The following is a 25865-nucleotide window of genomic DNA, read 5'->3' on the forward strand; positions in this document are numbered from 1 at the left end:
GGCTACAGCACCAGCGGACGGTCGCTCAGCTCATTGGCGCGCGGGGTGCCGTCGGCAGGAGCATGGGAGGCGAGAAGGTCGTTGATCTGCGCCAGCGCTTCTAGCACCGGCGCCATCGTCACGCGTTGCGCAAAACCACGCGTGATGGTCTCGCAGGCCGCGCGCCAGGCATGCGCATCGACCTTGGCGGCGATACCGTGATCGGCCAGGATCTCGACCGCGTGGTCGGCCAGGTTGATGTAGAGCAGCACGCCCACGTGTTCGCGCGTGTTCCATACCTCCAGCAGGCCGAACAGCGTGCGCGCGCGGTGGCGCGGCGTGACGCCCGCCCATGCGTCGCGCACTGGCAGTGAGCTTTCAATGACGACGCGTACTTCACCGCGATGGCGTTGTTCGCCTTCGCGCACAGCGGCCTCAAGCTTTTGCAGCTCGGCCGGCGGAAAGGCACGCTTGGCGTGCGACGAGGTGGTCAGCAGGTGGGTAAGGGCACGGCGTGCGCCGCGATGGTGTCGGGTTTGAGATGCCATGGTCGTAATTGCGCTCACCCGCTTTTACCAGTTGCCGGAGGCACCGCCGCCACCGAAATCGCCACCGCCGCCGCCACCAAAGCCGCCGCCGGAATCGCCGCCACCGAAACCACCGCCGCCGCGTCCCCAGCCACCGCCCAAGCCGCCACCGATGCCACCGCCAAGTCCGCCGATGGTGCCCGGGCCCCAGCCACGGTTGCCCATCACCACGCGCGTGCCGGGCCGGCCGCCGGGCCGGCCGCCGGGCAGGCTGCCCGTCACGCGCCCGCCCGAGCGCATGGCCGCGCTCAGCACGAAGAACACGATGATCGCCAGCGGAAACAGCACCGGCAGCCAATCGCCGATGCCGCCGCTGGCTTGCTGGTGCTTGGCGCGCTCGGCCGGCGGCAGGCTCTCTTGCGCAACGATGGTCTGGATGGCCGAGATGCCCGCTGACAAGCCGCCGTAAAAATCACCCTGACGGAAGTGCGGCGCCATCACATCCTGCAAGACGCGTTTCGATTGTGCGTCCGTTAGCGCGCCTTCCAGCCCACGCCCGACCTCGATGCGCATCTTGCGCAGCGATGCCGGGTTGTCCTTGGCGATGAGGATGATGGCGCCATCGTCCACGCCCTTGCGGCCAGCCTTCCAGGCATCCGCCACGCGAATGCCGTAGGCCTCGATGGGTTCGGGCGCCGTGGACGGCACCATCAGCACGAAGATCTGGCTGCCGCGCTGCTGCTCGTAGTCGGCCAGCACCTGCTCGAGCGCGCTGCGCTGTTGGGCAGAGAGCGTGCCCGTCAGGTCGGTCACGCGCGCCGCCAGTGGCGGTACGGCCACCATGTCGCTCTGCGCGCGCGCAGGCAACGCGGCGGCCAGCCAAAGGGCCGCTGTCAGCAGGAAGGCAAAGAAAGCACGCGCGCGCATCGACATGATCGTCAACTCGTCAGAACTTCACCGCCGGAGCGGTGGAGATGCCCTTTTCGTTTTCGACCGTGAAGTTCGGCTTGACCTGGTAGCCCATCACCTTGGCCGTCAGGTTGGTCGGGAAGCTGCGGGCCAGCACGTTGTAGTCCTGCACCGACTTGATGTAACGCTGGCGCGCCACGGTAATGCGGTTCTCGGTGCCTTCCAGTTGCGATTGCAGATCGCGGAACGACTGATCGGCCTTGAGCTGCGGGTAGTTTTCCGACACCGCCATCAGGCGCGACAGTGCGCTGGAAAGCTGCCCCTGCAACTCCTGGAATTTCTGGAACGCCGCCGGGTCGTTAAGCACCTCAGGCGTGATCTGGAAGCTGGTAGCGGCGGCGCGGGCCTTGGTCACGGCTTCGAGCGTGTCTTTCTCGTGCGTGGCATAGCCTTTGACCGTATTGACCAGGTTCGGGATCAGGTCAGCACGGCGTTGGTATTGGTTGACGACCTCGGCCCAGGCGGCCTTGGTGGCTTCGTCCTTGGCCTGGAAATCGTTGTAGCCGCAGGCGGACAGGAACGGCGCGGCCAGCACGGCCAGCGACAGCGCCAGCCAGCGCAGCACCGAAAAACGCGTCGAGCGAATGGACAGGGCAGGGGTCATGAATACCTCGTGATCAGACAGTCAGACAAACAATGTGGCATGAGACCGACATCGTCTCATGGTGTTCTGGCGAACTCTAGCTTATACGCTTGACGCTTCAGTCACACATCAGTACGGTATGGGGACTTTTTTGACAATTTCCATGCGCGCAATTTCCCCTGCTTCGTCGATCTGCATCGCACCGGCACATTGCCTGTCGGTCGCGTCGACGCGCGCGCATGCCAAAAAAGCCTCCAAACAGCCGCTCGTCTGACCGGAGTGCTGTTCCGTCAGATGGGCGACGGAACAGCGGCTGACCGCCACGTTGGACACGGTTGACCTCTACCCGCATCTCGCGGGCCCTGCATTCCCGATGCTCTCCTGATGGTTCTTGATCGGTCGTTGATTCGTCCAGGAGTGTTGTCGTGCTTGAAAACCCATCCACCCCTCTTTCCACCGGCGCGCGGCCGTCGTATGCAGGCATCTGGGTGCCCATCGTCACGCCGTTTGCCAATGATGCGACGCGATCCGTCGACTATGGTGCGCTGTATACATTAGTGGCGCGATATCGCACGCAGGGTGTCGCCGGCTTTGTGGCCTGTGGCAGCACTGGCGAGGCTGCTGCGCTCACCGATCAGGAACAGGCTGACGTGCTCGATACGGTACGCGCTGCGGCTGACGGGTTGCCCGTGGTGATGGGAGTCTCAGGCAGCGCCCTGGCGCCCGTGCGTGAGCGCATGCTGCGGCTGGCCGAGCACCAGCCCGCCGCGTTCCTGATGCCGGCGCCGTCCTACATCCGCCCGTCGCAGGACGGGATTCTCGAATACTTCACAGCCCTGGCTGATGCCTCGCCCGTGCCGGTGCTGCTGTATGACATTCCGTATCGCACGGGCGCGAGCATCGATGCCGAAACGCTGCTTGCGCTGGCCGCGCATCCCAACATCCATGGCATCAAGGATTGCGGCGGCGATGCCGACAAGACGCAGCGCGTGATTGCCGATGGGCGGTTGCAGGTGTTGGCAGGGGAGGATGCGCAGGTATTCGGCACGCTGTGTGCGGGTGGTGTGGGGGCCATCATCGCGGCCGCGCATGTCCGCACAGAGCTGTTTGTGGAGATGGTGCGCGCGGTGCGGGAGCAGCGGCTGAATGATGCGCGGCGGTTGCATCATGCGCTGGCGCCGGTGATTCGGTTGTTGTTTGCAGCGACGAATCCTGGGCCGTTGAAGGCTTGGCTGGCTGCTGAAGGGCAGGTGAAGAATGTGCTGCGGGCGCCGATGGCGGCAGCTTCTGAGGCACTGGGGCAGGCGTTGGTGGAGGCGGTTGGGCGGGTTTGAGCTTTTGAATCGGGTCCATCCCCGGCAGGGGATGAAACCAGGGATGCACCATCAGGGCGCATCCCCAAGACCCAAAAATCAAACCGCCTTGAACGCCTTGCGAGCCGCAGCAAAAGTCGCATCCAGAATCGCATCGTCATGCGTGGCCGAAACAAAGCCAGCCTCAAACGCAGACGGTGCGAGATACACACCTTCAGCCAACATGGCATGGAAGAACGCATTGAAGCGCCCCACATCACTCTTGGTCACTTCAGCAAAGCTGGTCGGCACACCTTCTCGGAAGTAGATGCCGAACATGCCGCCAACGCTGTCAGCCGCAAACGGCACGCCAGCTTCGCGGGCAATGTCAGCCAGCCCATCGACCAGCTTGCGCGTCTGCGCAGCCAGTCGATCATGGAAGCCATCCGCAGCAATCAGGCGCAGCGTGGTGAGCCCGGCAGCAACCGCCAGTGGGTTACCCGACAACGTCCCTGCCTGATACACGCTGCCCAGCGGCGCGAGGAAGCCCATGATGTCGCGGCGGCCGCCAAAGGCTGCGGCCGGCATGCCGCCACCGATGACTTTGCCCAGGCAGGTCAGGTCCGGCGTGATGCCGTACAGCGACTGCGCACAACCCAGCGCCACGCGGAAGCCCGTCATTACCTCGTCGAAGATCAGCACGGCGCCGTTCTCAGTACACAGCGAGCGCATGGCCTGGTGGAACTCTGTGCTGCCACGCACCAGGTTCATGTTGCCGGCCACCGGCTCGACGATCACCGCGGCGATCTCGTTGCCATGGCGAGCAAACGCTTCGCGCAGCGCGGCAACGTCGTTGTAGGGCAGCACCATCGTGTGCTTGACCACGTCTTCCGGCACGCCGGCGGAGGATGGCGCGTTCTGCGTCGTGTCGGCAAAGGTCAGCAGGCCCGAGCCGGCCTTGACCAGCAGGCTATCGGCGTGGCCGTGGTAGCAGCCCTCGAACTTGACGATCAGGTCGCGGCCGGTAAAGCCGCGGGCCAGGCGCAGGGCGCTCATGGTCGCCTCGGTGCCGGACGACACCAGCCGCACCTGCTCGATCGACGGCACGAGCTTGCAGATCTCTTCGGCCATGACGACTTCAGCCTCGGTCGGGGCACCGAACGAGAAGCTGTCGGCCGCCACTTCCTGCACGGCACGCACGACGTCCGGATGCGCGTGGCCGACGATCATCGGGCCCCACGAGCCGACGTAGTCGATATAGCGGGTGCCGTCGGCATCCCACAGGTACGGGCCGGCTGCCTTGGCAATGAAGCGCGGCGTGCCGCCCACCGAGCGGAAGGCGCGCACCGGCGAGTTCACCCCGCCGGGGATGGTCTTCTGGGCACGTTCAAACAGGGCAGCGCTGCAAGGAGTGGCCAATGAGGGTGTCGACATGGATGCAGTTGGAGGAGAGAGGCGCCGCGCAGAACGATGCTGCGGCACGGTTTAAAGACAGGTTTGCGGCGATTATGCGGTGGTTTGACGCAGATCCAGGTTGGATACAGTCAAACACGCTGCATGCCCGGCGCCTGTTCTGGCGCGCACGGGCGTGATTCGGTACCATCTGGCCTGCCATTTTAATAGACGGAACCCACCGAAGCTTTACCCTATGAGCGATACCAATACCGAACTCAAGACGTGGATGTGCCTGATTTGCGGCTGGATCTACGACGAAGAACAAGGCGCGCCGGATGACGGCATCGCGCCCGGCACGAAGTGGGAAGACGTGCCCATCAACTGGACGTGCCCCGAGTGCGGCGCACGCAAGGAAGACTTCGAAATGGTGCAGATCTGAGCCGGATCTGACCTGTCTCTCGTTGGCAAGTGAGCGGTTGCCCTCTTGCCGACAGCCAAATATCAGGAAGTGACGGTTCGATCGAATCAAAAACTTCGGGCTCGTCGCTTCCATGCCACAGGCGCTCGGCTAAGGGCTGGCGCCATTGACGGCATCATTGACGGCAGATGGGTGACTTGTCACACTTCGTCAAATTCTGAGCTTTACACTTCATAAGCGGGCCGGGGGGCGTAGTTTTGAAGTCGTCGCCAGCGTGGGCCCTTGCAGCACTTTTGGGGGCACGCTGCGCGTCGATTTGCCGCGATCCATCCGGTCAGAATGGCGTGGCGACCCGTGGTCGCCGTAGTTGCGTATGGCGAGAACATGATGCAATCCGCGCGGGTGGAACAACTGACCGAATCCCAACCGCTGGCGACTTCACCGCTGGCGAACTCCTCGGCACCCCTCACGGGCTGCAAAGTGCTGGTCATTGATGATTCCAGCACCATCCGCCGTACTGCGCAGATTTTCCTGACCCAGGCAGGCTGCCAGGTCGTGCTGGCCGAAGACGGTTTCGACGCCTTGGCTAAAGTTGGCGACCTGAAGCCCGATCTCGTGTTCTGCGACATCCTGATGCCGAACGTGGACGGCTATCAGACCTGCGCACTCATCAAGAAAAGCCCGAAGTTTCATGCCACGCCTGTGATCATGCTGTCTTCGCGCGACGGTATCTTTGACCGCGCGCGCGGCCGATCGGTCGGTGCGGTGGACCATCTCGCCAAGCCTTTCTCCAAGGAAGCGCTGCTGGAGGCGATCCAGACCCATCTGCCGGCGGCGAGCGAATCTCGTGGCGCCACGCAATGAAGGCACCTCTCTAATACGAAGGACTGTTTGTATGGCAATCAAGAAAGTGTTGGTGGTTGATGATTCCCCGACCGAAGCGCTGCACCTGTCGGAGATCCTCGGCAAGGGTGGTTTCAAGGTAACGGTTGCGGCCGATAGCGACCAAGCCATGACCAAGCTCGAAGCCGAAGCCTTCGACCTGATCCTGATGGATGTGGTGATGCCCGGCCAGAATGGCTACCAGGCGACCCGTGCAATCAAGAAGGACGAACGTTTCCAGGATATCCCCGTGATCATGTGCACGACCAAGGGGCTGGAGACCGACCGCGTGTGGGGCATGCGCCAGGGCGCATCGGACTACATCGTCAAGCCGGTCAAGGCTGAAGAGCTGCTGGACAAGATCGGCAAGCTGCCGCAGTAAGCCAAGCCCGCCGCCGACCCGGAACACCACGGACATGAGCCAGACGTGAACGAACCGCGCACCAACCTGACCTCCCGCCAGCGCCTGCATGAATACCAGGCGATGCTGGCACGGCGCCTGCAAGAGGCGCGCGCCAAGTCATCGACGGAAGGCTTTCTGGGCGTGCAGATTGGCGACCAGCACTGGCTGCTGTCGCTGTCGGACACGGGCGAGGTGCTGGACTACCAGCCGCCCGCACGCGTGCCGCTCACGCAGCCGTGGTACCTGGGCCTCGTGAATGCGCGGGGCAACTTGCTGGGCGTGATCGATTTCAGCCTGTTTTGCGGCGAAGCGCCGACGGCAGGCAGTGCTGGCGCCAAGATTGTGGTGCTGTCGAAGGATCCGCAGCGTGCTTGCGCGATCATCGTGCCGCGCGTGGCGGGGCTGCGCAGCCTGAGTGATCTGCAGCCGGTCGAGGCCGAGCAGGACGAGAGCCGCCTGTGGCAAGGCCGCGCTTGGCGCGACGCGCAGGGCACGCTCTGGCGCGAAATGGATGTGCGCCGCCTGTTGGCCGATCCGGCTTTCCTGCAGGTGGGCCGCAGCCGCGCGTAAGGCGTGCTGCAACCGTAGCAAGACCCGGCTGCAGGATGGGCTGGGCAACGAATAAGAAAAGATTGGGCACATCCGCAACGGGAGCGGGTGCGCGCAAAGGGGCAAGATGCGGTGCGTGGTGCGCCAACAGGACGCGCCATTTTGTGCCGATATGCACTGCAGAAGGTGCGGACCACGCCGGTCAAGACAAGGCGAGGCCGCGGACGGGAAATCCATGCTGCTGATCTCGGGAAAACCGGACGGCCGCATCGACAAAACAAGAGGGTCCTATGGGGTTCAAGTGGTTCAACGCAGGTCGCCGAGCTGGGGCGCCGGAGGTTGCAGGAGAGGGCGCATCGGCCAACTCCGCGCAGTTGGCGCAGTTGGACAATGCGCCCCACGAGGATGACGCTGGCACGCCCACGCAGCTGGGCCGCACGCCCATGGATGCCGTGGTCGGCTGGATGGAGCGCGTGCCGTTTGCCGCGCAGCAGCGGGTGTTCACCATCGGCCTGGTGGTCGGCCTGCTGGCCCTGCTGACGTCGGTGTACCTGGATAACCGCCAAGCCAACAACGGCTCGGTGCAGATTGAAATTGCCGGTGACACGCTGATGCACTCGCAGCGTCTGGCCAAGGCGGTTCCGGTGGCATTGCTCGGTAACGTCAACGCCTTCGCGCAGCTCAAGGAGAGCCGCGCGCGCCTGCAGGAAAACCTCGAAGCCCTGAAGAACGGCAACTCTGATCGCGGCGTGCGTGCCACGACCGGCAGCGACTCTGAAGTCCTGCTCGACAAGGCAATCGACGAATGGAAGCGCAGCGACAAGAGCGCGCAGGCCGTGCTGTCGCAAGAGAAGACCCTGGTGGCGGTGGGGAAGACGCTGAACGTGTTCAACGCGTCCAACCCCGAATTGCTGGAAGAAGCCGAGCAGATCTCGTCGATGAAGCTGCAAACCAACGCGCCGGCCCGTGAAGTGGCCGCCTCGTCGCAGCTGGTGATGTTGACGCAGCGTCTGGGTAAGAACATGAACGAGTTCCTGGCCGGCGAAGGCGTGAACCCGGAAACGGCGTTCCTGCTCGGTAAGGACACCAACACCTTCCGCGAAACCCTGAACGGCCTGCTCAACGGCTCCGAAGCGCTGCGCCTGTCGGCCGCGACCGACCCTGAGACCAAGGGCTACCTGCAAGAGCTGTCGACCCGCTTCGACAACGTGCAGAAGACCACGCAGATCATTCTGGAAAACCTGCCGGGTCTGATCGCTGCCAAGCGCGCCCAGCAGCAGATCTTCAACGACAACGAAAAGCTGCGTGCCGAGCTGGAAGACCTGCAGTCGGCGTATTCGAGCAGCGTGCGTAACCGTCCGTTCACGCTGGGCGCGGTGGTGCTGTCGGCCATCCTGACCCTGGTCTGCCTGGCCGGCCTGGCCGCCCTGTACCTGCGCGATTCGCGTGTGCGTACGATGGAAGCAGAAGCCCGTCAGCGTGAAGCGGAAGAACGCCGGATGGTGGAAAAGCGCAACAACGATTCCACCCAGGCTGCAATTCTGCGTCTGATGAACGAACTGCAGGACATTGCAGACGGTGACTTGACCAAGCAGGCCACCGTGTCGGAAGACATTACCGGCGCCATTGCCGACTCGGTGAACTACACCGTGGAAGAACTGCGCGAGCTGGTCGGCCGGGTGCAGAAGACGGCCGAGCAGGTGACGCAGGCATCGTCGGCAGTGCAGACCACGTCGGAAAGCCTGGTGACCGCATCGGAAGAACAGTCCCGCCAGATTCGCCAGACCGGCCAGTCGGTGGTGGAGATGGCCGACCGCATTACGCAAGTCTCGCGCGGTGCGGCTGAATCGGCCAACGTGGCACGCGCCTCGCTGGCCGCTGCCGAGCAAGGTCAGCAGGCTGTGCAGAACGCCATCACGGGCATGAACGATATCCGTGACCAGATTCAAGAAACCTCGAAGCGGATCAAGCGCCTGGGCGAATCGTCACAGGAGATTGGTGAAATCGTGGAGCTGATCTCGGACATTACCGAGCAGACCAACGTGCTGGCACTGAACGCAGCCATCCAGGCAGCCTCCGCTGGTGAAGCCGGCCGCGGCTTCTCGGTGGTGGCAGAAGAAGTGCAGCGCCTGGCAGAACGCTCTGCCGAGGCAGCCAAGCAGATTGGTGCGCTGATCCGCACGATTCAGACCGATACGCAAGACGCGGTGCACGCGATGGAGCGCAGCACGGCGGGTGTGGTGGAAGGGGCGAAGCTGTCCGATAACGCCGGTGCCGCACTGGTGGAGATCGGCCGCGTGTCGCGCCAGCTTGCCGAACTGATTGAAAGCATTTCGCAGACGACATCGCACGAAGCGACGCTGGCTTCCGACGTGGCGCAGAACATCGAACAGATTCTGCACATCACGGAACAGACGTCGACCGGTACGCGCCAGACCGCGCAGTCGGTGCGCCAGCTCACGCAGCTTGCAGAAGAGCTGCGTGACTCGGTGGCTCGGTTCCGTATCGCGTAATTCGCCTGACATCGGGCCTGACACCGTCGTCACTGGATTTCGGGCGGGAACGCCGAAGGGGTCAACCCGGGGCAACCGCGGCAACCGCCACACGCTTTTTGGAAGCACACATGCGTCATCAATCTTCCGCCCAGCCCGAAGCATCCGAGCGCGCCTCGCTTGAGGCGGCCGGAGCCTCAGCCGGGGGTCCGAAATTCGGTCCGAAGTCTGTTGCGCCGGCGCGCGATCTCTCCGCGCTGGCCTGGGTTGCGCCCAACATGCGCGCCGCGCTGGACGATGCCGTGCGCGAGTTCGGCGAATATGCGGCCGAAGTTATCGCCAACCCGGAAGTCATCGGCGCGCGTGATACCACTTCGCTGCGCCTGGCCGGCCAGTACCTGCACCAGGCCGCTGGCGCGCTGCTGATCGTCGGCCTGCGCGGCATCGACGTGTATTGCCAGGCCGCCAAGCGCCTGCTCGAAGCGGTGGATACCGGCACTGTGCAGGCCGATGCGCACACGCTGGATGTGTTCTCGCGCGCGGTGCAGGCGCTGCAGGAATACGTGGCCGACCTGATGGCCGGCATGGCCGAAGAGCCGCTGCGCCTGTTCCAACCGTATCAAGCCGTGCTCGCCCGTCTGGGCGAAGAACGCATCCACCCGGCCGACCTGTGGGCTGACGAGTTGCGCCACCTGCCGGCATTGCTGCTGCCCTCGCGTGATCTGCCGGGGCTGGCACGCCTGCGCCGCAAGTTCGAACTCGCATTGCTGACGGCCTTACGGGCACCATCCGGCGCGCCGGCATCCAACGCAGACAGCGCCCAGGCCGATCCGGCTGCCGCTGCCGCCGCTTACGCGCCGCTGGAAGAACTGCTGCACGGCATTCGCGCGCTTGAACGCGAACCGCGCCGCGCCGGTGATGATCTGCAGCGCGATCTGTGGCTCGTGCTGGCGCTGACGTTCGGCGCGCTCCGTGCCGGGCTGGTGCCGGCCGACATGACCGCCAAGCGCCTGGCCGCGCGCGTCAACCTGCTACTGCGTCAGTACTCGCACAACAACATCCACCTGCCGCAAGGCCTGCTGACCGACGCGCTGTACCTGCTGGCCGGCATGGCCTACAACAACGCGCCCGCCACGCCGGTGGGTGATGACACGCTAGGCCCGGATATCGTTGCCTGCGTGCAAGCCTTTGCGATTCCGCCCACGCACGCGCCGGCCGGTGCGCTGCACACGCGCCAGTACTACGCGCTGCTGCCGGCGGATGCGACCGACACGCTGCAACGCGTGGGCCGCACGCTGGAAACACTGAGCCAGCAACCTGCGCCTGACGCCGAAGAAACCGATGCCGCGCTGCAGACGCTCGCGCTGCATACCGACGCACTGGGCCAGCCCGCACTGCTGGATCTATCGCAGCATCTGGCGCAAGCGCATGGCCAGGGTGTCGCGCCCACGCTGCAATTCCTCTCGCGCATGCTGGCCCGCCCGTGGGCGCTGCATGGCGAATCCGGCGATTTGCGCAGCGCGTGGTTTGCCGCCCGCTGCAATGAGTTGGCCGAACACGCTCGCGCCACGCAGGCAGGTGACACGGTGCCCGCACCGGCATGGCTGCACCTGCTGGCTGAAGAAACCGCATATCGCCGCACGCGCGCAGAGCAGGTGCGCGCGCTGCAGACGCAACTGGCCTCGGCCGAAACGCACCTTGACGCCTTCGAGCGAGAGGGCGAGCAAAGCGGTGGCCTGCAGGAAGCCAGCCGCCTGTTCGGCGAGATGCAGGGAGCCTTTGCTGCCATTGGTGCCCACGAGGCCGTGCACGCCACCGAAGCCGCCCAATCGACCATCGCCGCGCTGGAAGCGGCAGGCGAGGGCGCAGGCGCCGATCGCGAACGCTATCTGGGTGCACTGGCTGCCAACGCCAGCGGCCTGCAGGGCTTTCTCGATGCGCTGTCGGCCGGTACCGAGTTGACCAGCACGCAGATCGACGAGATCGTCATCGCAGGCACGCTCACGCCAACCGAGCGCGAAACGGCCTGGCACGAATTTGCCTTTGATGCGGAATCCGGCATGCTGGCCCGCCGCGAGACGCAGACCGATGCATACGCCGCTGAGCACGCGGCTGCGGCCGACGTTGCGTCGCCGCTGCAATCGCTGCTCGACCGCCTGCTCGCCAAACACCCGGTCGACCCGACCGACCCGCTGGCTGCCGAGTTGCGCACCGCGCTGCAGGAAGCACGCGACGCCGCCACTATTGACGATGATCCGGCACGCCGCCGCCGTCTGGAGGAGGCGCTCGCGCAATTCGATGCATGGCAGGTTGGCAGCGCCGGATCCCTGGAGCGCTTGCAGGCTGCGCTGGCGGCGCCGGTTGCTGCGCCGGCTGAGTCCGCCCCTGCGCCTGCCCCTGCCGCGCGCGATACGCAATCCATCGATGCCGAACTGCTCGACATCTTCCTGTCTGAAGCCGAAGAAGTGCTGGCCGGTGTGCGCACCGATCTGCACGCGCTGCATGCCGCGGCCGAGGCCGGCACCGGTGGCGTGGCCGCTGGCTCCGACCTCGACCTGCTGACGCAACTGCGACGCGCATTCCACACGCTCAAGGGCTCGGGCCGCATGGTTGGCCTCACCCGCTACGGCGAGGCCGCCTGGGCCATCGAGCAGGTGATGAACGTGTGGCTGGCCGAGAGCCGCGTGCCCTCGCACGATCTGGCTGCGCTGCTCACCCGCGCGGAATCCGAACTGTCGACGTGGGCGGCCGCCATTGCGCAATCGCCGCAGGCCGATCACCCGATCGAACCGCTGGTCGCCGCTGCCGAGCGTGTGCGTCATGGTGGCCCGTTCGTCTGGCTGGAGGCGGTGCCGGAACCGGAACCGCTTGCACCGGCCGCTGTGGTTGAGCCGGAGCTCTCCGAGCTGGAAGCGGCCGAGCCAGCCAATGACGCATCCTCGCTGGTCTGGGAAGACGCGCCGAAGGCGCTTGAGCCTCAAACGCCGAGCGTTGAGCTTGAAGCTCCGCATGCCGAGTTCGAAGCCGCGAACGTTGAGTCCGAAACGCCGCACGTCGAGCCCGACACGCCGCAAACCGAGGTCGAAACCCCGGCGCACGCTGCCGATGGTGACGCCAAGGTGATCCCCTTCCCGTTTGCACAGACGGGTGATGCGGAAGAGGCGCCGCACGACGATGGCATGAAGGTTGTCGGCCCGGTGCGCGTGAGCGTGGCGCTGTACAACGTCTACCTGCAGGAAGCTGACGATCTGATCCGCCGCCTGGGCGTGGATTTCTCGGAATGGCGTCACGAAGGCCGCACGCCGCCGAGCGAGTTGGCACTGCGCGCCGCACACACGCTGCAAGGTAGCTCTGCCGTGGTCGAACTGGAGCCCGTGCGCCAGTTGGCTGATGCGCTGGAGCATGTGCTGCTGAACCTGAACAGCCGTCCGGTGGCGATGCACCCGGGCGACTTCCGTCTGCTCGACCAGGCGGTCGAACGCATGCGCGGCATGCTGCATCAGTTTGCCGCCAGTGTCTGGCCGGACGCCGACGAGCCGCTGCGTCGCGGTCTGGAGGAGCTGTGCGAGCGGGTGCTGGTGCGTCCGCGTCTGCCGCTGGAGCCGGCTCCGCAAGCCTTTGTCGAAATCGCACAGGCTGAGAACGAAACCGCTGGCTTGGCGGATGCCCCGGTCCTGACGCAACTCCAGCAGGCTCAGGATTTGGTGCAACTCGCGCCAGCCTATCAGGCGCCTGTGGCCGAGCCGGCTGTTGGTGAACTGGTTCGCCAGGCGCCGGCTGACGCGCTGGATCCGGCGCTGCTGGAAATCTTCCTGGAAGAGGCGCACGTCGCGCTGCCCGAACTCGGCCAGCACCTGCGCGCGTGGGAAGCCACGCCGCAAGACCGCGCCGCCTCCGGCCTGCTGCTGCGTAACCTGCACACGGTCAAGGGCAGCGCGCGCATGGCCGGTGCCATGACGCTGGGCCAGGCTGCGCACGAAATGGAAAGCGCCATCGAGAGCGGCCTGCGCCAGAACCGCGTGGACGACGCGCTGTTCCGCAAGCTCTACATGTGGTTCGACCGCATCCAGGCGCACGTCGATGCGCTGGGCTCGGGCAAGGTGCTGTCGCTGGATGCAGGCTTGGCCGAAGCAGCAGAGGCATTGCAGACGCAGGATGAAACTCAGGCAGTCCGCGGCGCGTCGATGCTGCCGGCCGTGGCCGCCACCACCAACGTTGACCTGACCGGCACGCGCAGCGCAGAGGCCGAGGCCCTGGAAGTGGCCGAACGCCAGCGCGCGATGGTGCGTGTGCAGGCGCGTGCGCTCGACTCGCTCATCAATGACGCCGGTGAGGTGGGTGCCGCGCGTGCGCGTCTGGAATCGGAAGTCGATGCGCTAAAGACCTACCTGTCGGAACTGAACGACAACGTGGCGCGTCTGCGCTCGCAGGTGCGCGAGATCGAAATCCAGGCCGAAACGCAGATGGAGTCGCGCATTGCCGATGCGCAAGCGCACGCCGAAGCGTTCGACCCGCTGGAGTTCGACCGCTTTACGCGCCTGCAGGAACTCACGCGGATGATGGCCGAGTCCGTCAACGACGTGGCAACCGTGCAGCAGAACTTGTTCCGCGGTTTCGATCAGGCTTCACTCGATCTGGAAACGCAGGCGCGCCTTACGCGTGGCCTGCAGCGCAGCCTGATGCGCGCGCGCATGGTGCAGTTCGATACCGTGGCTGATCGTCTGTATCGCGTGGCGCGCCAGGCCGCATCGGAAACCGGTAAGGAAGTTCGCCTGTTCATCAAGGGCGGTACGGTAGAACTGGACCGCAGCGTGCTGGACCGCATGGGCGGCCCGCTGGAGCACATGATCCGTAACGCTGTCGCGCACGGCATTGAATCTGCCGACGAACGCCGCGCTAAGGGCAAATCGCCTGCGGGTGAACTGACGCTGGAAGTGCAGCAGGAAGGCAACGAAGTCGTGCTGCACTTCGTGGACGACGGCGCCGGCCTGAATCTCGACCGCATCCGCGCCCGTGCACTGGAGCGTCAGCTTCTGGGGCCGGATGAAGAGGCCAGCGATGCGCGCCTCACCGAGATGATCTTCACGCCGGGCTTCTCCACCGCCGATCAGGTGTCGGAGTTGGCCGGCCGTGGCGTGGGCATGGACGTGGTGCGTGCCGAGACCGTGGCCCTGGGCGGCCGCATCTCGCTGCAGACCACGCCGGAAGTCGGCACGCGCTTCACCATCCACCTGCCGCTGACCACCGCCATTACGCAGGTGCTGCTGGTGCGTGTGGGCGAGCGTGTGTATGCGATCCCGTCGGGCATGATCGACCACGTGCAGCAGCTGCGTTCGCAGGCGCTGGCCGAGGCCTACAACGCTGCGGCGCTGCAACTGCCGACCGGCCCGGTGCCGTTCCATTACTTCGGCGCGTTGCTTGAAGAAGCGCAACCCGTGACGGGCGCGCGCAAGTACTCGCCCGCCGTGGTGGTGCGCAGCGGTGCGGACCGCGCAGCCGTGCACGTTGATGAAGTGATCGGCAACCGCGAAGTGGTGGTCAAGCACATCGGCCCGCACCTCGCACGTCTGGAAGGTATTGCCGGTGCGACCACGCTGGGTGACGGTGAGATCGTGCTGATCTACAACCCGGTGGTGCTTACGCAGCGCTTTGAGCGCGAAGTGGCCGCGCTGGGTTTGCCGCAGGCCGATCAGGAAACCACGGGCGCCGTGGCAGAGCTCTCGCGCAACGGCAACACCGACGCGGTGCCGGGCTTGGCTACCCAGCCGATCGTCATGGTGGTCGACGATTCGCTCACGGTGCGCAAGGTCACTCAGCGTCTGCTGACGCGTTCGGGTTACCAGGCCGTGCTCGCGCGCGACGGTGTGGACGCACTGCGTCAACTGCAGGAAGTCACGCCGGACGCGATGCTCGTCGACATCGAGATGCCGCACATGGACGGCTTCGACCTCACACGCAACGTGCGTGCGGACGAACGCATCGGCGCCACGCCGATCATCATGATCACCTCGCGCACGGCGGACAAACACCGCCGCTATGCTGCGGAGATCGGTGTGAACGTCTACCTGGGCAAGCCGTACAACGAAGAGGAGCTGCTGCAGCACCTGCGCAACCTGATCGGCGCGCGCGCGCCAGCGGGCAACGCAGGCTGACGCCACTTGAGGCAGACAGGATGACGGGCCGGTGCATACCGGCCCGTTGTCTTTGGTGCGTTACTCAGCGTCGTTTTTGCTCAGCGCGGCGGCTTCGGCGCCTGAAGTGCGATTGGCCTTTGTGACGGCGTAGCGGTCCAGCGTAGCCGCGCGCGCGCCAGCATGGTCGACGATGGGGTGTGGGTACGTCTCGCCAAGCACCACGCCCGCTTTCTTCAACACATCGGCCGGCGCCGTCCACGGTGCGTGGATGTATTTGTCGGGCAGCCCCGCAAGCTGTGGCAGGTACTTGCGGATGAAGCGGCCCTGCGGGTCGAACTTCTCCGACTGCGTGACCGGGTTGAAGATGCGGAACCACGGTTGCGCGTCGCACCCGCTGGAAGCGGCCCACTGCCAGCCACCGTTGTTGGCAGCGAAGTCGAAGTCGTTGAGCACGTCGGCAAAGTACTGTTCACCGCGACGCCAGTCGATGCCCAGGTCTTTGATGAGGAAGCTGGCCGCCACCATGCGCAGGCGGTTGTGCATGTAGCCGCTCTGGAAGATCTGCAGCATGGCGGCATCCACCAGCGGATAGCCGGTGCGTGCGGCCTTCCAGGCGTCGAAGCGTGTGTCGCCGGTCTCGCCGTCCACCCAGCGGATGCGATCGAACTCCGGGTGGAAAGAGGCGCCGTCCGCCAGGTCTGGGCGGTGGTGCAGGATCATGAAATAGAAGTCGCGCCAGATCAGCTCGGACAGCCACGTCGCCGCGCCACGGCTGCCGCGCAACATGGCGGCATGTGCGCGCGCTGCCAGCGTGCGGATCGACACCGTGCCGAAGCGCAGATGCGTTGACAGATAGCTGGGCCCGCGCACGGCAGGGAAGTCGCGGCGTGCGTGGTAGTCGTCCATGCGGTTTTCGAAATCATCGAGCAGCGTAGCGCCGCCCGACATGCCGGTGGGCAAGGCGATCTCCGCAAGGTCCGAACGCGCGAAGCCCATGGCTTCGAGCGAAGGCGTAGCCGGCGCGAGTGCATGCGGCGGCTTGGCCAGCGCGCCGAAGTAGGGTTCCGTCGGATACGCGCGCAGGTCGAACGGCGTGAGCGCGGCCAGCCAGGCATTCTTGTACGGGGTGAAGACGCCGTACGGCTTGCCTTGCCCGTTGAGCACCTCGTCGCGCTCGAAGATCACTTGGTCCTTGAAGTCGAACCACGCGCACGGCTGCTGGGCGAGTGCTTTGCGCACGGCCTCGTCACGGGCCTGCGCGGCTGGCTCTTCGTCGTGGTTGGCGAAGACGGCTTCGACGTTCAGCCTGCGCGCCAGATCGGGAATCGCGTGGCGCGGGTGATCGTGCATGACGATGAGCTCGCCGCCGGCTTCGCGCAGGGCGGTGCGCAGCTCCTCGATGGACGCGCGGATGAACTCGACGCGACGGTCTGCCCTGAGCCCGCGCGCGAGCAGTGCGTCCAGAATGTCGCGGTCGAACACGAACACGCAATAGACCTCGCGGCAGTGGCGCAGGGCATAATGCAGCGCCGCGTGGTCAAAGTGCCGCAGATCGCGTCGGAACCATACCAGTCCGCGCTGAAAATGCGTTCCGATGGCATAGGTCTGGCGTTTTCCGGTGGTGGGTGGCATCGGGCGAGGTCGGCTGTTTTAAAGATTGGCCGAGCGTATCGTAAATATGCCCGGTGAAACCCGGCAAAATCCGGCAAACCACGCCGCATTCCCTCTTCACGTTGTTGTCATGGCTGATTCTTCTGCTCGTCTTCCGCTGTATCGCATTCTGCAATCCCAGGGTTTCGGCACGCGCCGCTATTGCAAGGACCTCGTGCTCGCGGGGCTGGTGTTCATCAACGACGTCGAGATGGAAGACCCCGACGCGCTGGTCGATACCGCCGGCCTGGTGCTCGACGTGGACGGCGAGCGCTGGACGTACCACGCCCGTGCCTACCTGATGATCAACAAGCCGGCCGGCGTGGAGTGCTCGCAAAAGCCGAAGCACCATCCGAGCGTGTACTCGCTGCTGCCGGTGCCGCTGCGCGAGCGCGGCGTGCAGTGCGTGGGCCGTCTCGACCAGGACACCACGGGGCTGCTGCTGCTCACCGACGACGGCCAGTTCGTCCACACGCTCACTAGCCCGCGCCACCAGGTGCCCAAGGTGTACGAAATCACCACCGCCGAGCCGGTGACCGACGCGCAGGTTGCCCAGTTGTGTGCCGGCGTGCTGCTGGACGATGAGGATGAAAACGTCACCGCCGCCTGGGCCGAGCGTGTGGACACGCATCACCTGCGCATGGCGCTCACGCAGGGCAAATACCACCAGGTGAAACGCATGGTGGCTGCGGCCGGCAACCATGTGACCGGGCTGCACCGGAGCGCCATCGGCGGGCTGTCGCTGGGCGACGATCTCGCGCCGGGCGAATGGCGCTGGCTGGACGCTGCCGACATCGAGGCACTCAACACCACGCCGGAGCGTCAGAGCACCCCGAGTGCGTGAGCCACCACAAAATCCTTACCCCCAAAGCAGGCTCCTCCAAATGAAAGGGGCGACGGCCGGGGGCTTTTGGTAAACTAATCGTATGGCCCTGCCGGACGCACCTATCAATCTCACGAATCAGTTCCTGATCGCTATGCCCGGCATGGCGGACTCCACGTTTTCGGGCACGGTGGTGTACATGTGCGAGCACAACGAGCGCGGCGCGCTCGGCCTCGTCATCAACCGCCCCATCGACATCGACTTGGCGACGCTGTTCGACAAGATCGATCTCAAGCTCGAAATCCACCCCCTCGCAGAACAGCCCGTGTATTACGGCGGCCCGGTGCAGACCGAGCGCGGCTTTGTGCTGCATGACGCCACGGGCGCGTATTCGTCGTCACTGGCGGTGCCGGGCGGGCTGGAAATGACCACTTCGAAGGATGTGCTGGAAGCCGTCGCCCAGGGCGGCGGGCCGCAGCGCTTCATCCTGACCCTCGGGTATGCCGGCTGGAGTGCCGGCCAGCTGGAAGACGAACTCAGCCGCAATGGCTGGCTGACCGTCCAGGCGGATCCCGAAATCATTTTCAGTGTGCCCGCCGAAGCGCGGTTTGCCGCCGCGTTGAATCTGCTCGGCATCAACCCCGCCATGCTGTCGGGCGAGGCAGGGCATGCCTGAGCCGGCGCGTCCGGTACTCGCCTCCGTGCCTGCTGAAGGCACCTTGCTGGCATTCGATTACGGCGAAAAACGCATCGGTGTGGCGCTGGGCAATACGATTTCACGCTCGGCCCGGGCGCTGGAAACCATACCCAACCGCTCGGTCGATTTTCGCTTCGAGCAGATCACGCGCTTGATCAAGGAGTGGCAGCCAGTTGGCTTCGTGGTCGGCATGCCTGTCCACCCCGATGGCGACGAGCAACCGATGATCAAGCTCGCCAAGCGCTTCGGCAATCAATTGCATGGCCGCTATGGCCTGCCGGTCACCTGGGTGGACGAGCGCTATTCCTCGATCGCCGCGCAGGATGCCGGTGCCTCCGACGATGTACTCGACGCTGAAGCCGCGTGCATCATCCTCCAACAGTTCTTCGACGAATCACACGCATGACATCGCAACAGATCGATGCCGAGGCGCTGTACCAGAGCCTCGTCGCACAACTGCGCACACGGATGGCCGAGGGCCATGCCTGGTCGGTGGCCGGAATCGTCAGCGGCGGCGCTTGGATCGCCAAGCGCTTGGCGCATGACCTGGGCCTGCCGGAATACGGCGTCGTCAACGTCGCCATGCACCGCGACGATTACGCCAAGAAGGGCCTGCACGCCAAGGCTCAGCCGACCACGCTGCCGTTCGACGTGAACGAGCGCCGAATCCTGCTGGTGGACGACGTGCTGGCCAGCGGCCGCACCATCCGCGCGGCCATCAACGAGCTGTTCGACTACGGCCGCCCGGCTGCGGTGGAGCTGGCCGTGCTGGTCGACCGCGGCGAGCGCCAATTGCCAGTCGCCCCCGATTACATCGGTGAGCGCATCACGCTGCCCGCCAACGAATCGCTTGTGCTGAGCGAATCGGGCGAGGGCGCAGCCGCGCGCTTCACCTTCACGCGCGAGCCCAAGGGTGCCTGAGCCGACGCGCCGCATTGCTTCTGTTTTGTCCTGATCTGACCTCGTCGCCTTTCGTTTCTCCATGCCCAAGACTTTCGCCAACCCGCAGCTCACGAAAAACGGCGAGCTCAAGCACCTGCTGTCGATCGAGGGGCTGTCGCGCGACATCCTCACGCACGTGCTGGACACCGCGCAGCAGTTCGTCTCCGTATCGGATTCCGACCGCGAGGTGAAGAAGGTGCCGCTGCTGCGCGGCAAGAGCGTGTTCAACCTGTTCTTCGAGAACTCCACGCGCACGCGCACCACGTTCGAGATCGCGGCCAAGCGGCTGTCGGCGGACGTGATCAACCTGAACATCAACGCGTCGTCCACCAGCAAGGGTGAGTCGCTGCTCGATACGATCAACAACCTGTCGGCCATGCAGGCGGACATGTTTGTTGTGCGCCATGCCAGCTCGGGCGCGCCGTACCTGATCGCCGAGCACGTCGCACCGCACGTGCACGTGATCAACGCGGGCGATGGCCGCCATGCGCACCCCACGCAGGGGCTGCTCGACATGTTCACCATCCGCCACTACAAAAAGGATTTCTCCAACCTGACGGTGGCGATCGTCGGTGACATCCTGCACTCGCGCGTGGCGCGTTCCGACATCCATGCGCTGACGACGCTGGGCTGCGCCGAAGTGCGTGCCATCGGCCCGCGCACGCTGCTGCCGGGCGGCCTGGAGCACATGGGTGTGCGCGTCTTCCACAACATGGAAGAGGGCCTGAAGGGTGTGGACGTGGTCATCATGCTGCGCCTGCAAAACGAGCGTATGAGCGGCGCGCTGCTGCCCTCCGCGCAGGAATACTTCAAGGCGTACGGCTTGACGCAGGAGCGCCTGGCGCTGGCCAAGCCCGACGCCATCGTCATGCACCCGGGCCCGATGAACCGCGGCGTGGAGATCGACTCCGCCGTGGCCGATGGCGTGCAATCGGTGATCCTGAACCAGGTGACGTTCGGCATCGCCGTGCGCATGGCCGTGATGGGCATTGTTGCCGGCAACAACGACTAAGAAGACCGATGAAACTGCATATCAAGGGCGGCCGCCTGATCGACCCGGCCAACGGCATCGACGCACAACAGGATCTGTACATCGCTGCGGGCAAGGTGGTCGGTGTCGGCCACGCGCCGGCGGATTTCCACGCCAACAAGACGGTCGACGCGACGGGCCTGATCGTCAGCCCGGGCTTTATCGACCTGTCTGCGCGCTTGCGCGAGCCGGGTTTCGAATACAAGGCGACACTCGAATCGGAAATGGCCGCGGCCATGGCCGGTGGTGTGACCTCGCTGGTGTGCCCGCCGGATACCGACCCCGTGCTGGATGAGCCCGGTCTGGTCGAGATGCTCAAGTTCCGCGCGCGTAACCTGAACCAGGCGCATGTGTATCCGCTGGGCGCGCTTACCGTTGGCCTGAAGGGCGCGGTGCTGACCGAGATGGCCGAGCTGACCGAATCGGGCTGCGTTGGCTTCTCGCAGACCGATGCGCCGATGGCCGATACGCAGGTGCTGATGCGCGCGCTGCAGTACGCGCGCACCTTCGGCTTTACCGTCTGGCTGCGCCCCGAAGATCCATACCTGGGCAAGGGCGGCGTGGCGGCAAGCGGCCCGCTGGCTTCCCGCATGGGCCTCTCCGGCGTGCCCGTGATTGCCGAAACCGTGCGCCTGCACACCATCTTTGAGTTGATGCGCGCCACTGGCGCACGCGTGCACCTGTGCCGCCTGTCGTCCGCCGCTGGCCTTGAGCTGGTACGCAGCGCCAAGGCAGAGGGCCTGGCGGTCACGTGCGACGTGAACGTCCACCATATCTCGCTGACCGATGTCGACATCGGCTACTTCAATTCACAGATGCGCTTTGTGCCGCCGCTGCGCTCGGGCCGCGACCGCGACGGCATCGTGCGCGCCCTGGCCGATGGCACGATCGACGCCATCTGCTCCGATCACACGCCCGTGGACGACGACGAGAAGCTGCTGCCGTTTGCCGAGGCCACGCCTGGCGCGACCGGCCTCGAGACCCTGCTGCCGCTGACACTGCGCTGGGCCGCTGAGCACAAGGTCGAGTTGCCGAAGGCGCTGGCACGTATCACCAGCGAACCGGCGCGTGTGCTGGGTCTACAAGCGGGCTCGTTGGAGGTCGGTGCGATGGCCGACGTGTGCGTGTTCGATCCGGACGCCACCTGGAAGGTCGAGCCGCGCAGCCTGCGCAGCCAGGGCAAGAACTCGCCGTACCTGGGTTATGAACTGGCCGGTCGCGTGCGTGCCACGCTGGTTGCGGGCCATCTGGCCTATGACGGGCATTGATCAGCGCGCGGAAGGCGCACCCGCCGAGGTAAGCACGCCGCAGCGCAAGCACCTGCTGCGCAAGCTGCGGCTGCTTGTGCATCTGGCCGAAGGCCTCACCACGTGCGCTCTGCTGTTCTGGTGGGTGCGTCCGCACACCAAGCAGGCGCTGATTCAACGCTGGTCGCGCAAGCTGCTGGCGCTGTTCCGCGTCTCGCTTGTCGTGCATGGCGAGCTGGTCGAGGGCAAGGACCTGGCGGGTTCGATGCTGGTGTCCAACCACGTGTCGTGGATCGACATCTACGCAATCAACAGTTGGTACCCGCCGCGTTTTGTTGCGAAATCGGAGATTCGCAGCTGGCCCGTGATCGGTTGGTTGTGTGCGCAGACTGGCGTGCTGTTTGTCGAGCGCGCGCGCAAGCGGGACGCGCACCGCATCATGCACGTGATTGCCGATGCACTGCGCCGAGGGGATGCGATCTGTGTGTTTCCTGAGGGGACGACGTCGGACGGGCTGCAACTGCTGCCGTTCCACGCCAACCTGTTCCAGGCACCGGTGACCGCCGCCGCGCCGATCCGCCCCGTGGCATTGCGCTATCGCATTGCCGCCACCGGCGAGTTGACGACCATTCCCGCGTACATTGGCGATCTGTCGATGATGGATACGATCAACGCCATCCTGAACGGGCCACCGCTGGTGGTTGAGGTACTGGTGGGCGACACCGTGGCCCCAGAGATGGACCGCCGTTCACTGGCCGCGCACAGCCAGGATGCTGTCGCGGCACTGATCGAACGCGCAGGCTAGGCTGCATTAGATTTTTTCTTGTGGGCGAGCGGGTCTTGCGCCTGCTCGCACGCGACCTGCACCACATCGCGCCCGGCTGGTGCCAGCGAAAGTTTCGCCGCTGACAGCTTCCCGCCCCACACGCATCCCGTGTCCAGGCCGATCAGGTCATCGCGCATGACCAAACCACGCGTGGACCAATGCCCGAAAACGATCGGCGTGCCGCGTGTACGGCGGCCGGGCACGTCGAACCACGGCATGTGGCCGTCAGGCGCACCGTCGGCGTCTGTCGTTTCGAACTCCATCGAGCCGTCGAGCGTGCAGAAGCGCAGGCGGGTGAGGGCGTTGATCGTCAGGCGAAGGCGGTCCATGCCGACGAGATCGTTGCTCCACTTGGCTGGATGGTTGCCAAACGCGTCGGCCAGGAAGGTCTTCCAGTGTGCGCTGCGCAACTCGCGCTCGACGGCGCCGGCCAGTTCCAGCACGTCGCCGGTTGTCCATTGCGGCAGCACGCCGGCGTGCACCATCAGGAAGCCATTCTCGAAGATGGCGAGCGGCTGGTGTCGCAGCCAGGTGATGAGCTGATCGCTATCGGGTGCGGCAAGAATTTCGGCGATGGTGTCGCGCTTGCCCGGCTTGCGTACGCCGGCGGCGACCGCTAGCAGGTGGATATCGTGGTTGCCGAGGACGGTGCGGGCGCGGCCAGTCTCGCAAAGCGCGATGACCTGGCGCAGCGTGCTGAGAGAGTCGGGGCCGCGGTTGATGAGGTCGCCGACAAAGCGTAGCGGGGCGTTGGCAGGCAGGGCAGCCAGGAGGGACTGGAGGGGGGCGCAGCAGCCTTGGAGGTCGCCAATGGCGTGAAGGGGGGGTGACGCGACTGTCATATGAGATGAAAGGGGGCACGTCCCTGACGGATGCAGTGTCCATCGTTCAGGTTACGGCGTGCTAAAAAAGATCCCTTTGCTTGGCGGGGCTTTCCCTAGGGTCGGATAGAATACGCGACTTCTCTTCACAATCATGAATTGGCCCTCCAAAGCTGACGCATGGGCTGACCAACGCGCATGCTGGCAGGCAGCGGCAAGGAGCATTGAGTTTTGTCCCACATTCTCGTGACCGGCGGTGCTGGCTTCATCGGCGGCAACTTTGTTCTGAACTGGTTAGCGAATTCTGACGCAGATGGCGTTGTCAACGTTGATAAGTTGACTTATGCCGGTAACCGCAAGACGTTGGCGCCGGTCGAGAGCGATCCGCGCCACATTTTTTCCCAGACAGACATTTGCGATCGCGCAGCACTGGATGACTTGTTCTCCAAGTACAAGCCGCGCGCAGTGGTGCACTTTGCTGCGGAAAGCCATGTGGACCGGTCAATTCACGGCCCAGGCGAATTTGTTCAGACGAATATCGTCGGCACATTCACCCTGCTGGAAGCGGCGCGCGGCTACTGGAATGAGCTTGATGCAAAAGCCAAGGAGGCATTCCGATTCCTGCACGTTTCGACCGATGAAGTGTTCGGTTCTCTCGGCCCCAACGATCCGCAGTTCTCGGAAACCACCCCGTATGCGCCGAATAGTCCCTATTCGGCATCCAAGGCTGCGTCCGACCATCTTGTGCGCGCGTACCACCACACATACGGGCTACCAGCCCTGACGACCAACTGCTCGAATAATTACGGCCCGTATCATTTTCCCGAAAAGCTGATTCCGTTGATGATCGCGAACGCTCTTGGAGGAAAGCCGTTGCCGGTCTATGGCGACGGGCAGAACGTGCGTGACTGGCTGTACGTCGGTGATCATTGCGCCGCCATTCGTGAGGTGCTGGCGCGAGGCCGGTTGGGCGATACCTACAACATCGGCGGTTGGAATGAGAAGACCAACCTTGAAGTCGTGCATACGCTGTGCGACCTGCTGGACCAGCTCAAGCCGAAGGTAGCCGGTTCGTATCGTGACCAGATTACTTTCGTGAAGGATCGCCCTGGTCACGATCGTCGATATGCGATCGATGCGCGTAAGCTGGAGCGCGAACTGGACTGGAAGCCTGCGGAAACATTTGAGACGGGATTGCGCAAGACGGTCCAGTGGTATCTGGATAACCAGACCTGGGTGGACGATGTCATGTCCGGGGAGTATCGGAACTGGGTGGCGAAGCAATATGCAGCATAGTTCGCGCGCTGTTCCTAGGCTCCTTGTAACGGGCAGCAATGGCCAAGTCGGTTTCGAACTTCGCCGCAGTCTTGCTCCGTTGGGTGAGGTCATCGCGCTTGATCGCACCACATGCGACCTGTTACGGCCTGAAGCGTTACGCAGGCTAGTACGTGAGCATCGTCCAGATGTGATCGTCAATTCCGCGGCCTATACAGCGGTGGACAAGGCGGAGAGCGATGCGGACACTGCATTTGCCGTGAACGGCACTGCTGTCGGTGCACTCGCTGAAGAAGCGTGCGAGCTTGGCAGCCTTCTGGTGCACTACAGCACGGACTACGTCTTTGATGGCACCAAGGACGAACCCTATGTCGAAACCGACGCGGTCAATCCACGGTCCGTCTATGGCAAGAGCAAGCTTGCTGGCGAGCAGGTGATTGCTGAGTCGGGCGCTGACGCATTGGTCCTACGCACCTGCTGGGTGGCCGGCGCACATGGCGGGAACTTTGCCAAGACGATGTTGAAGCTGGGGGGCGAACGAGAAAGCTTGCGCGTGATTGCTGATCAGTTCGGCGCGCCCACTACCGCCGCGCTGATTGCGGATGTGACCGCGCAGATCATCGCACGATCGTGGCTGGCAGCAGATCGCACCAAGTTTCCTAGCGGTGTCTACCACTTGGCAGCAGATGGCGAGACGACTTGGCATGGTTATGCCATTGAGGTACTCCGCTACGCGGCGGAGCGAGGCATGAAGTTGAAGGCTTCCCCGGAAACGACTGTCGCGATTCCAGCGACAGAGTACCCGCTACCGGCTCCGAGGCCTGCCAATTCTCGTCTTAATACGAGCAAGTTGCGTGAGACCTTCGGAATCCACCTGCCCGACTGGCGACAAGGCCTCCATTTTCTGCTGGACCAGATCCTCTGAACCTCT

Annotated in this window: 23 protein-coding genes; 16 read left to right on the forward strand and 7 right to left on the reverse strand. The window is 64.5% G+C overall.

Going from position 1 to position 25865, the window contains the following annotated elements:
* Positions 1-2 precede the first annotated feature (2 nt).
* From F7R11_RS06105 to F7R11_RS06120, 4 genes are all read right to left on the reverse strand, one after another.
* Complete coding sequence (locus tag F7R11_RS06105; protein WP_064801951.1) at positions 3-527, reverse strand: TPM domain-containing protein; 525 nt, start codon at positions 525-527, stop codon at positions 3-5.
* 24 nt (positions 528-551) lie between these two features.
* Positions 552-1439 carry a TPM domain-containing protein gene (locus F7R11_RS06110; protein ID WP_104577543.1) on the reverse strand — a complete coding sequence of 296 codons (888 nt, stop codon included), beginning with the start codon at positions 1437-1439 and terminating at the stop codon, positions 552-554.
* A 13-nt stretch (positions 1440-1452) separates the two neighbouring features.
* Positions 1453-2079 carry a LemA family protein gene (locus F7R11_RS06115; protein ID WP_064801953.1) on the reverse strand — a complete coding sequence of 209 codons (627 nt, stop codon included), beginning with the start codon at positions 2077-2079 and terminating at the stop codon, positions 1453-1455.
* 108 nt (positions 2080-2187) lie between these two features.
* Entirely contained in the window at positions 2188-2391 is a 204-nt protein-coding gene (locus F7R11_RS06120; RefSeq protein ID WP_082932779.1) for a hypothetical protein, read from the reverse strand.
* Positions 2392-2483: 92 nt separating this feature from the next.
* On the opposite strand from F7R11_RS06120, the gene dapA reads away from it, so the two are divergent.
* Entirely contained in the window at positions 2484-3392 is a 909-nt protein-coding gene (gene dapA, locus F7R11_RS06125) for a 4-hydroxy-tetrahydrodipicolinate synthase (protein ID WP_064801955.1), read from the forward strand.
* A 78-nt stretch (positions 3393-3470) separates the two neighbouring features.
* Here dapA and hemL read toward each other — a convergent pair whose 3' ends face one another.
* The gene (gene hemL / locus F7R11_RS06130) at positions 3471-4784 is read right to left on the reverse strand and encodes a glutamate-1-semialdehyde 2,1-aminomutase (protein ID WP_064801957.1); all 1314 of its coding nucleotides are present in this window, start codon (positions 4782-4784) and stop codon (positions 3471-3473) included.
* A gap of 214 nt (positions 4785-4998) precedes the next feature.
* Here hemL and F7R11_RS06135 point away from each other — a divergent pair, with 214 nt between their 5' ends.
* The 6 genes from F7R11_RS06135 (at position 4999) to F7R11_RS06160 (ending at position 15641) form a co-directional block, all read left to right on the forward strand.
* Positions 4999-5184: a rubredoxin gene (locus tag F7R11_RS06135; RefSeq protein WP_021196743.1), complete on the forward strand. Its 186-nt coding sequence runs from the start codon at positions 4999-5001 to the stop codon at positions 5182-5184.
* Positions 5185-5502: 318 nt separating this feature from the next.
* Complete coding sequence (locus F7R11_RS06140) at positions 5503-6027, forward strand: response regulator (protein ID WP_031329926.1); 525 nt, start codon at positions 5503-5505, stop codon at positions 6025-6027.
* Positions 6028-6058: 31 nt separating this feature from the next.
* The gene (locus tag F7R11_RS06145; protein WP_021196745.1) at positions 6059-6427 is read left to right on the forward strand and encodes a response regulator; all 369 of its coding nucleotides are present in this window, start codon (positions 6059-6061) and stop codon (positions 6425-6427) included.
* Positions 6428-6472: 45 nt separating this feature from the next.
* Complete coding sequence (locus F7R11_RS06150; RefSeq protein WP_021196746.1) at positions 6473-7018, forward strand: chemotaxis protein CheW; 546 nt, start codon at positions 6473-6475, stop codon at positions 7016-7018.
* A gap of 269 nt (positions 7019-7287) precedes the next feature.
* Positions 7288-9510 carry a methyl-accepting chemotaxis protein gene (locus tag F7R11_RS06155; RefSeq protein WP_064801959.1) on the forward strand — a complete coding sequence of 741 codons (2223 nt, stop codon included), beginning with the start codon at positions 7288-7290 and terminating at the stop codon, positions 9508-9510.
* 110 nt (positions 9511-9620) lie between these two features.
* Positions 9621-15641, forward strand: coding sequence for a hybrid sensor histidine kinase/response regulator (locus F7R11_RS06160; protein ID WP_064801961.1), 6021 nt, complete (start codon positions 9621-9623; stop codon positions 15639-15641).
* Between the two features lie 60 nt (positions 15642-15701).
* On the opposite strand, the gene F7R11_RS06165 is transcribed toward F7R11_RS06160, so the two are convergent.
* Positions 15702-17255 carry a cryptochrome/photolyase family protein gene (locus tag F7R11_RS06165; protein ID WP_064801964.1) on the reverse strand — a complete coding sequence of 518 codons (1554 nt, stop codon included), beginning with the start codon at positions 17253-17255 and terminating at the stop codon, positions 15702-15704.
* 109 nt (positions 17256-17364) lie between these two features.
* On the opposite strand from F7R11_RS06165, the gene F7R11_RS06170 reads away from it, so the two are divergent.
* The 7 genes from F7R11_RS06170 (at position 17365) to F7R11_RS06200 (ending at position 22817) form a co-directional block, all read left to right on the forward strand.
* The gene (locus F7R11_RS06170; protein WP_064801966.1) at positions 17365-18117 is read left to right on the forward strand and encodes a 16S rRNA pseudouridine(516) synthase; all 753 of its coding nucleotides are present in this window, start codon (positions 17365-17367) and stop codon (positions 18115-18117) included.
* 82 nt (positions 18118-18199) lie between these two features.
* On the forward strand, positions 18200-18772 hold the full coding sequence (locus tag F7R11_RS06175; RefSeq protein ID WP_021196751.1) for a YqgE/AlgH family protein: 573 nt from the start codon (positions 18200-18202) through the stop codon (positions 18770-18772).
* On the forward strand, positions 18765-19199 hold the full coding sequence (gene ruvX / locus F7R11_RS06180) for a Holliday junction resolvase RuvX (RefSeq protein ID WP_064801968.1): 435 nt from the start codon (positions 18765-18767) through the stop codon (positions 19197-19199). The genes F7R11_RS06175 and ruvX overlap by 8 nt, the downstream gene beginning before the upstream one ends.
* Positions 19196-19714, forward strand: a complete 519-nt coding sequence (gene pyrR / locus F7R11_RS06185; protein ID WP_021196753.1) for a bifunctional pyr operon transcriptional regulator/uracil phosphoribosyltransferase PyrR — start codon at positions 19196-19198, stop codon at positions 19712-19714. Before ruvX ends, pyrR begins: the two co-directional genes overlap by 4 nt.
* A gap of 61 nt (positions 19715-19775) precedes the next feature.
* Positions 19776-20747, forward strand: coding sequence for an aspartate carbamoyltransferase catalytic subunit (locus F7R11_RS06190; protein WP_027678022.1), 972 nt, complete (start codon positions 19776-19778; stop codon positions 20745-20747).
* A gap of 8 nt (positions 20748-20755) precedes the next feature.
* Positions 20756-22033 (forward strand): dihydroorotase, encoded by a 1278-nt coding sequence (locus F7R11_RS06195; RefSeq protein WP_064801970.1) that lies wholly within the window; start codon positions 20756-20758, stop codon positions 22031-22033.
* The gene (locus F7R11_RS06200) at positions 22020-22817 is read left to right on the forward strand and encodes a lysophospholipid acyltransferase family protein (RefSeq protein ID WP_064801971.1); all 798 of its coding nucleotides are present in this window, start codon (positions 22020-22022) and stop codon (positions 22815-22817) included. Before F7R11_RS06195 ends, F7R11_RS06200 begins: the two co-directional genes overlap by 14 nt.
* On the opposite strand, the gene F7R11_RS06205 is transcribed toward F7R11_RS06200, so the two are convergent.
* A complete protein-coding gene (locus F7R11_RS06205) occupies positions 22814-23680 on the reverse strand; it encodes a symmetrical bis(5'-nucleosyl)-tetraphosphatase (RefSeq protein ID WP_064801973.1) in 867 nt (288 codons plus the stop codon). The two genes, F7R11_RS06200 and F7R11_RS06205, sit on opposite strands and share 4 nt — an antisense overlap.
* A gap of 210 nt (positions 23681-23890) precedes the next feature.
* On the opposite strand from F7R11_RS06205, the gene rfbB reads away from it, so the two are divergent.
* Together rfbB and rfbD are read left to right on the forward strand one after the other, a co-directional pair.
* On the forward strand, positions 23891-24955 hold the full coding sequence (rfbB, locus tag F7R11_RS06210; protein ID WP_064801975.1) for a dTDP-glucose 4,6-dehydratase: 1065 nt from the start codon (positions 23891-23893) through the stop codon (positions 24953-24955).
* Entirely contained in the window at positions 24945-25859 is a 915-nt protein-coding gene (rfbD, locus tag F7R11_RS06215) for a dTDP-4-dehydrorhamnose reductase (RefSeq protein ID WP_064801977.1), read from the forward strand. Before rfbB ends, rfbD begins: the two co-directional genes overlap by 11 nt.
* Positions 25860-25865 lie beyond the last annotated feature (6 nt).

It is taken from the genome of Ralstonia insidiosa, from assembly GCF_008801405.1.
Taxonomy (GTDB): domain Bacteria; phylum Pseudomonadota; class Gammaproteobacteria; order Burkholderiales; family Burkholderiaceae; genus Ralstonia; species Ralstonia insidiosa.